Source organism: Pleionea sp. WD8-19 (assembly GCF_055326765.1).
This window is the reverse complement of sequence record NZ_JBUZOU010000011.1, coordinates 152372-158764: the sequence shown is the minus strand read 5'-3', so window position 1 is coordinate 158764 and position 6393 is coordinate 152372. Positions and strand designations below refer to the sequence as shown.

Here is a 6393-nt window from a genome sequence, read left to right as displayed (position 1 = left end):
ACTTAGAACTTAGAACTTAGAACTTAGAACTTAGAACTTAGAACTTAGAACTTAGAACTTAGAACTTAGAACTTAGAACTTAGAACTTAGAACTTAGAACTTAGAACTTAGAACTTAGAACTTTTCAAGCAAACTCAACAAACGACTGCTCAACTCGCTCCATTTCATCGATCAGTTTTTTATGATGACTGGTGATATCGTTTTTCAACCCATGTTTTTTTAACGTCGTTTCATAGGCATTGGCCAGTTGGGTCAATTGGGGTACGCCGACATAACAAGTGGCACCGTGAAATTTATGAACTGCTTTTTTGAGTTCTTCGAGTGACTGCGAGTCGTAAGCCGCGACAATTTGTTCCCGCGCTTCCGGAATGTGTTTGATCAACATTTCCAGCATATCTTTGGCAAGATCTTCCTTGCCTCCGGCCATTTTAATGCATAATTGCCAATCAATAGCGGCTTGTTCTGATTCTTTTACGTCATCTGATTTGGTTGGTTCCACCGCAATCGCTTTTTTACGAACGGGCTGCGGACGGTTGTGAGTCCATTTCATTAACGTTTCCTCCACCTGTTCTAAACTGATGGGTTTGGTCAGGTAATCGTTCATACCTTCCGATAACAGTTTTTCGCGTTCACCCATCATGGCGTGTGCGGTAAGCGCGATTATCGGTGTACGTTGATTTAAGCGGGTTTTACGAATGCGTCGCGTGGCTTCTACACCATCCATTTCGGGCATTTGTATGTCCATAAAAATTAAATCAAACCCTTCTTTTTGCGCATGTTCTACCGCTTGTGCGCCATTCGTTGCGGTTGCAACGGTTACGTCATAGTCTTGTAAAAATACGGAGATCAGTTTTAGATTGGCGTCATTGTCGTCAACGGCCAGAATATGCAGTGCCTCGAAAGGCGATTCTTCTTCAATGGTCACTGCACTGCGCATTTGCAATCGCTGTTCTTCGTCGAGCAGCTCTTGCAGTGCATTTTTCAGTTGATGATGAGCAATCGGTCGACTGATACATTCATGCGCGCCTAAAGCCATCAACTGGTTGATTTGCTGTGCTTCTGGTGTGGCGAGCACAGCTATAACCGCGCATTCCAGCTTTTCTTTTGCAAGCTTTAAGAGGTGCTTGATTTCTTCCTGATGTTGTTCAAAATCGCTGCAGTCGATCAGTAAAAAGTCGATGGTTTTTTCGGTATTCGCGGCGTGCTCCACCATACGAATAAATTCGTCCATATCACCGCATGCCCGTAGCCGCATCGCCCAGCGCTGCAGCATATGCTCTATTGAAAGGCGGGTCGCTTCAAGGGGCTCGTAGTAATAAATGCGCTTTTCTTCCAAAAAGTTTAACGCTGAATCGCTTTCAATAAACGATTCAAAATCGCGATTCACTTGAATATTAAAATAGAAATTGGAGCCTTCACCAGGGCGTGAATCAAGACCAATAGCACCGCCCATTTTTTCCACCAGTTTTTTGGATATCACCAGACCCAGACCAGTACCACCAAATCGACGCGTGGTGGTGGTATCGGCTTGACTGAACGCTTGGAAGAGCACTTTCTGTTGCTCCGGTGACATACCGATGCCTGTGTCACTGATGGTGAACTTTAAATTCACTTGTTGTTCGTTTTCGTCTTCCAGCATCACGCGAACAATGATGGAGCCCGACTCGGTGAACTTTACTGCATTATTCACCAGGTTAGTAAGTACTTGTTTTAAACGTACCTGGTCACCCAAAATGGATTGCGGTACATCGGAATACACCAGTGCGGCTAGCTCCAATTGCTTTTCTTGGGCCAATGGCGCGATTAAGTTAAGCACTTCATCGACGCATTCACGGATATCCAGCGAGGCTTCGTCGAGTTCCATTTTTCCAGCTTCGATTTTCGAAAAGTCGAGGATGTCATCAATAATGGAAAGCAAGTTGTTGGCCGACTTATGAATGGTGTAAAGAAACTCGCGTTGTTTGTCGTCGAGTTCGGTTCGAAGTAATAAGTTGGTAAAACCGATCACACCGTTCATTGGCGTTCGGATTTCATGACTCATGTTAGCAAGAAACTCCGACTTCACTCGACTGGCTTCAAGCGCTTGTTTACGTGCCATGTCCAGTTCAACATTTTGAACTTCGAGCGTTTCGAGGGTCTGACTCAAGTCGGAAGTGGCCTGTTCAATGGCCTGTTGCATTTCTTCACGGGCTTCGTACAAGGATTTGGCCATGTCGTTTACCCCGCCTTGCAGGGTACTGAGTTCGCCGGTCGCTGCGCCTTCTACGCGAGTATTTAGCTTGCCTTCCTTAATGCGATTCACTGCATGTGCCAGTTGAATGATCGGAATGGTCACCGCGCGTGCCATGCGTTGCGCTAAAAAACCACCCACCGATAATCCGGTGATCAAAATCACCACCGAAGCAATAATGGTTTCGTATTGACGTACGGCGGAGAAGTCTTTCGTCATGTGCAACGCGACATAGCCCAAAATGGGCTCCGCGGGTCGGTTGGAAGGATCGGTTTCGGTCAGGTTCAGCGGTTGGCTGTAAATTGGGTAACGGATAATCACGCCGGAATCCACATTAAACCATTGCTCAATGGAGGGCACAGCGTTACTTTCGGCCTGCAAGGTATTGATTTGTGAGCGTGTTCCGGTATGGGCAAATAGGCGGTTGTGTTTGTCGTAAATGGCGATTGAGGTTATGTCTTCATCGCCGTCGCGCGCCAAGTCGATTAAGCGTTTGAGGATAGGGTAGTTGGCCACCATGACACCGTACTCACTGGCGTAAGCGAGGTTTTTGGCGACCGTAAGGCCACGATCCAGCTGAGTGCTTTTTAAGTCATGCACGCGAGCGCCAATAAAGTACACACCCATGACCAGCGCAATAATACCCGTTGGCATCAGCGCCAGAAGCAGTACTCGAGTTCTTATTCCCCAATCAAACATAGTCCACAACTATTGATTTATTACTCTGGCGTTCTGAATAGACTGAACCAACGGTTGTTCTTCCAGCTGGTCCACGCCAAAAGAGCGCATGACATTGTAATTAATTTTAATTTCAAAGGTTTCTGGGTAAACCGGTATAAACGGTTTATTGCGATTATCCAGCATTTGTAACACTTGTTTTGCAGTTTGCCGACCCAGTTGATAGTTATCGGTGTAAATCGCAGCCACGGCGCCAACATCTGAGAAATTTCGCGTTACACCAATGACCGGAATTTGGTGTCGAAATGCGGTAAGTAAATGACTTTTTATGTTGTCCGCGGTGTAAATATGATCGTCAAAAATGGTGACGATCAAATCGCTTTTTAGCGCCAGTCGTTCCAATACGCGCTGCGGCAGGTCGTTGTTACGTACAATATTAACAATGGGCGACAGCTGATAGCTTTCCATCACTTCGTCAAACAGGGGCTTTAAACTTTTTGTATTTTGGCTAAGCAACAGGCCAACACGTCGGTATTGCGGTAACGCTTGTCGGATCAAAGTCGCAAATCGCTCAAAAGGTTGATCGAGAAAAATGCCACTGACCACTCTTTCTGTTTTAAGCGATGCTTTATGCAGCGCTCGCAGCTCAGCCTGATGAACCTTTATTGCGAATATCGGTAAACCGGTGTTGGCTTTTAATACCTCGCGGGTTGAATCGGTGCCCACGACGATTGCCAAGTCAAAGTCACCCGAAAGTTGTTCGCTTAACTCGGCATGTGTCAGGTTTTGGTTGTTAACCAGGTTCAGCCGCACCAATCGCCCGGCATTTTTCCGAGTGTATTCACGAAATCCTTTTAATATTGCCTGATAGCTTGCCGATTGGTTATCGAGTACAAACACCACACGAGGAATGTCCGTACTGCTGTCTTCCGCGCTTTCTACTGTGTTGGGAGCCAACATCACAAGTAAAAATAGCAAACTGATCAAGCGTAATAGAGGCAAATCATGGTCCTTAATACGAATTTCTAACCTTGACTGGTGAGTGGCAGAGCATCAGAGTACAATGCCGCTCCTAATAGTTTCCAGAAGCTGTTCAGCGGTTATTTCTTTGACGTACGACAAACACAGCTAGCGTTAATCACCACAGCTTTGAGTCGAATGGAGTTAAACCAAACCGAACGGCTACCCTATTCAATAATAAACTAAGCCTTTGAAAATAAGAAATATTACCAGAAACGACTGATGAATGTATTTGTATTTGATATAGAAACGGTGCCTGATGTTGAGGCCGGTCGCAAAATTTACGAGCTGGACGGCTTGTCGGATGCCGGTGTGGCCGAAGCGATGTTTCAGTTAAATCGACAGAAATCTCAATCGGACTTTTTACCGCATTATTTGCATAAAGTGGTCGCCATTTCGGCCGTGTTTCGCTATCGCGACTCGATTAAAGTATGGTCACTGGGTGATGAAAACTCATCTGAGCAGGAGATCGTTCGACGCTTTTTTGATGGCATCGATAAATATTCCCCGGTGCTGGTGTCGTGGAACGGCAGTGGATTCGACTTGCCGGTATTACACTACCGGGCACTCAAATACGGTGTTTGCGCTGCACAATACTGGGATATGGGCGAACTGGATTCCGGTTTTAAATGGAACAACTACATCAGCCGTTATCATGCGCGACATACCGATGTGATGGATCTGTTGGCTATGTACACCGGTCGTGCCAATGCACCCTTAGATCACATTGCCACCATGCTGGGCTTTCCCGGTAAAATGGGCATGAGCGGTGCAAAAGTTTGGGATGCCTATCTCAATGGCGATATTCGTGGTATTCGCAATTATTGTGAGTCCGACGTGCTGAACACCTACCTGGTGTATCTCAAGTTTGAATTGATGCGCGGTCATATTGATGAATTGACCTATGATAAAGAGTGCCAGTTGTTAAACGACATGCTTGCGAATGACACTGCACCACATTTACAGGAATTCCTGTCGATCTGGAATTCAACAAAAGTCTAGAGTGCAGTGGTTTAGGGTGTCGAAACGGATACGTCATCCTGAATATTGCATTCCTATAAATGAGAAGTAGCTCTACCATGCCAAGAAGACGTAAACGCAAACCCATTCCCGAACAACCGGTCGAAGTGACCATCGAAAAACTCTCACACGAGGGGCGCGGAATTGCGCATCTCGATGGCAAAACATTGTTTGTTGACGGTGCATTACCCGGCGAAAAAGTGGTCATGAAATACGCCGCTGTTCACGGTAAGTTTGATGAAGGTTACGCGCTGGAAGTGATCACTCCTGCCGACGAACGTGTGTCAGCTCCGTGCCCGCATTTTGAACAATGTGGTGGGTGTAGCCTGCAGCATATGTCGAATACCGCGCAAATAGCGTTTAAACAATCCATTTTAAAAGAGCACTTTTTACACTTTGGCAATATCGAGCCTGAGCAATGGCTCAGTCCTTTGCAAACCGAAACGCTTGCTTACCGAAAAAAAGCTCGGCTGGGTGTTCGTTGGGTTGCGAAAAAAGAATCCTGCCTGGTTGGTTTTCGTGAAAAACGCAGCAACTTTTTAACCGAAATAGAGCAATGCCCGGTGTTGATTGAAAAAGTGGATCAACTCATTATGCCACTGCGACAAATGATCAGCACGATGGATGCGAAACAATCCACTCCGCAAATAGAGCTGGCCGCAGGCGATGAGCAAATTGCGTTTGTGGTCCGTCATATGCAGCCACTAACCGATGAGGATCGCAGCAAGTGGTTAACGTTTGCAAAAACGCACCACATTGAACTTTACTTTCAACCGAAAGGTCCAGATACGGTGCATAAAGTCTGGCCGGAAGACAACAATCCTCGACTCAGTTATCGATTGCCCGACTTTAACGTTGAGCTGAAGTTTCATCCCATGGATTTTACGCAAGTGAACGCATCCATTAATCGAGAAATGGTGTCGTTGGCGATTCAACTGTTGGAACCTCAAAAGAATGAACGCGTACTGGATTTGTTTTGCGGGTTAGGCAACTTTACGATTCCCTTGGCAACCGTTGCGTCAGACGTCATTGGTGTGGAGGGCGTCGATGCGATGGTCAAACGCGGTTACGAAAACGCCGAACACAATCAATTAACCAATGTGAATTTTTATCAGGCCGATCTGCAACAAGACTTTAGTGATAAAAGCTGGGCGAAAGAAGGTTTCGATAAAATTTTGATCGATCCGCCGCGTAGCGGAGCACTCGATGTGGTGCAATACCTATCTAAGTTTGGTGCTAAACGCATTGTTTATGTTTCCTGTAATCCAGCAACCTTAGCGCGCGATGCAGGTGTAATGAAAGAGCAAGGCTATCGACTGGTGAAAGCCGGTGTGATGGACATGTTTCCGCACACGGCGCATGTTGAGTCCATTGCTGTGTTTGAAAAATAAGTTTGAGCTTGAAACGTTAAAACGTTATTTAAATAGAGGTTGTAAAACCCGTTT

Annotated in this window: 4 protein-coding genes; 2 read left to right on the top strand and 2 right to left on the bottom strand. The window is 46.0% G+C overall.

The window, feature by feature from the left end; all coding sequences use genetic code 11:
* Positions 1-124: 124 nt before the first annotated feature.
* Entirely contained in the window at positions 125-2929 is a 2805-nt protein-coding gene (gene barA, locus ACTUJY_RS14030; RefSeq protein WP_463616732.1) for a two-component sensor histidine kinase BarA, read from the bottom strand.
* Between the two features lie 9 nt (positions 2930-2938).
* A complete protein-coding gene (locus tag ACTUJY_RS14025) occupies positions 2939-3910 on the bottom strand; it encodes an ABC transporter substrate-binding protein (RefSeq protein WP_463616731.1) in 972 nt (323 codons plus the stop codon).
* 240 nt (positions 3911-4150) lie between these two features.
* Here ACTUJY_RS14025 and ACTUJY_RS14020 point away from each other — a divergent pair, with 240 nt between their 5' ends.
* Together ACTUJY_RS14020 and rlmD are read left to right on the top strand one after the other, a co-directional pair.
* Positions 4151-4930 carry a 3'-5' exonuclease gene (locus tag ACTUJY_RS14020; protein WP_463616730.1) on the top strand — a complete coding sequence of 260 codons (780 nt, stop codon included), beginning with the start codon at positions 4151-4153 and terminating at the stop codon, positions 4928-4930.
* A gap of 77 nt (positions 4931-5007) precedes the next feature.
* Positions 5008-6339, top strand: a complete 1332-nt coding sequence (gene rlmD / locus ACTUJY_RS14015) for a 23S rRNA (uracil(1939)-C(5))-methyltransferase RlmD (protein ID WP_463616729.1) — start codon at positions 5008-5010, stop codon at positions 6337-6339.
* Positions 6340-6393 lie beyond the last annotated feature (54 nt).